The sequence below is a fragment of the Vibrio sp. D173a genome, assembly GCF_030248475.1.
Window position 1 is genome coordinate 1 of the sequence record NZ_JAHGAH010000984.1, and the last position, 748, is coordinate 748.

The window sequence follows — 748 nt, forward strand, 5'->3', positions numbered from 1 at the left end:
GTAGTTGGCTCAAATTTCGACTCCACTAATCAAGAGTGAGAAGCGATGGAGTGGGTGGCTTCACCGCCGTCTCGGGACGAAACAAAGAATGCCAAAAGGTGTGCGGAGTTAGAAATGGTCGGTTTTCATGCGGGGAATAACTTGGAGTTATAGCGATACAGCAAGGTCATGAAACGATCTGTTTTCCTATCTTGATCATTTTGTCGATGAGCCATTTATAAAAGAGATCATTAGTTAGGCCGGCGGTCCAGCTCATACATATATCGATTTCAGGGACCTGTTCGAGAGTTTGGCAGCGGTAGCCTTCAGTTTCAGACAACAGTTTCATTACGCGTGTTGGCCCAATCAGCACGGCATCGGAGTATTGAAGCGTATCAAGTGCCAGCCACATACTGGCTTGATCGAGCATAACCGGATTATCGGGAAGAATCGTGTTGTAGATATGCTGGTACTGGGTTGAGCCGGAAATACGGATCACAGGGAACTGAGAGAAGGGTGGTGGCTCTTTAACGTCGTCAAAGAGAGGATGGTCATTTCTGGCGATGAATGAAGTGGTTACCGCACCAAACTTAGTACTCTCACAACGGGAGCCAGATCCGATGATTGGGCCAAGGGCGAGGTTGATTTCCCCCTTTTCGAGCTGATTGATGTTATCTCGGCTCCACTCTTTGCACACGACAGTGACATTGGGCGCTTCTTTATGCAGCTCGCGCAGTAGTGTTGATATCCAATGTGGGCTGCCATAGTC

The 748-nt window shown here is 48.4% G+C and carries 1 protein-coding gene; it reads right to left on the reverse strand.

The window, feature by feature from the left end:
• Positions 1-166: 166 nt before the first annotated feature.
• A partial coding sequence (locus tag KIV40_RS30740; protein WP_285353079.1) for a LysR substrate-binding domain-containing protein occupies positions 167-748 on the reverse strand: 582 nt, incomplete at its 5' end.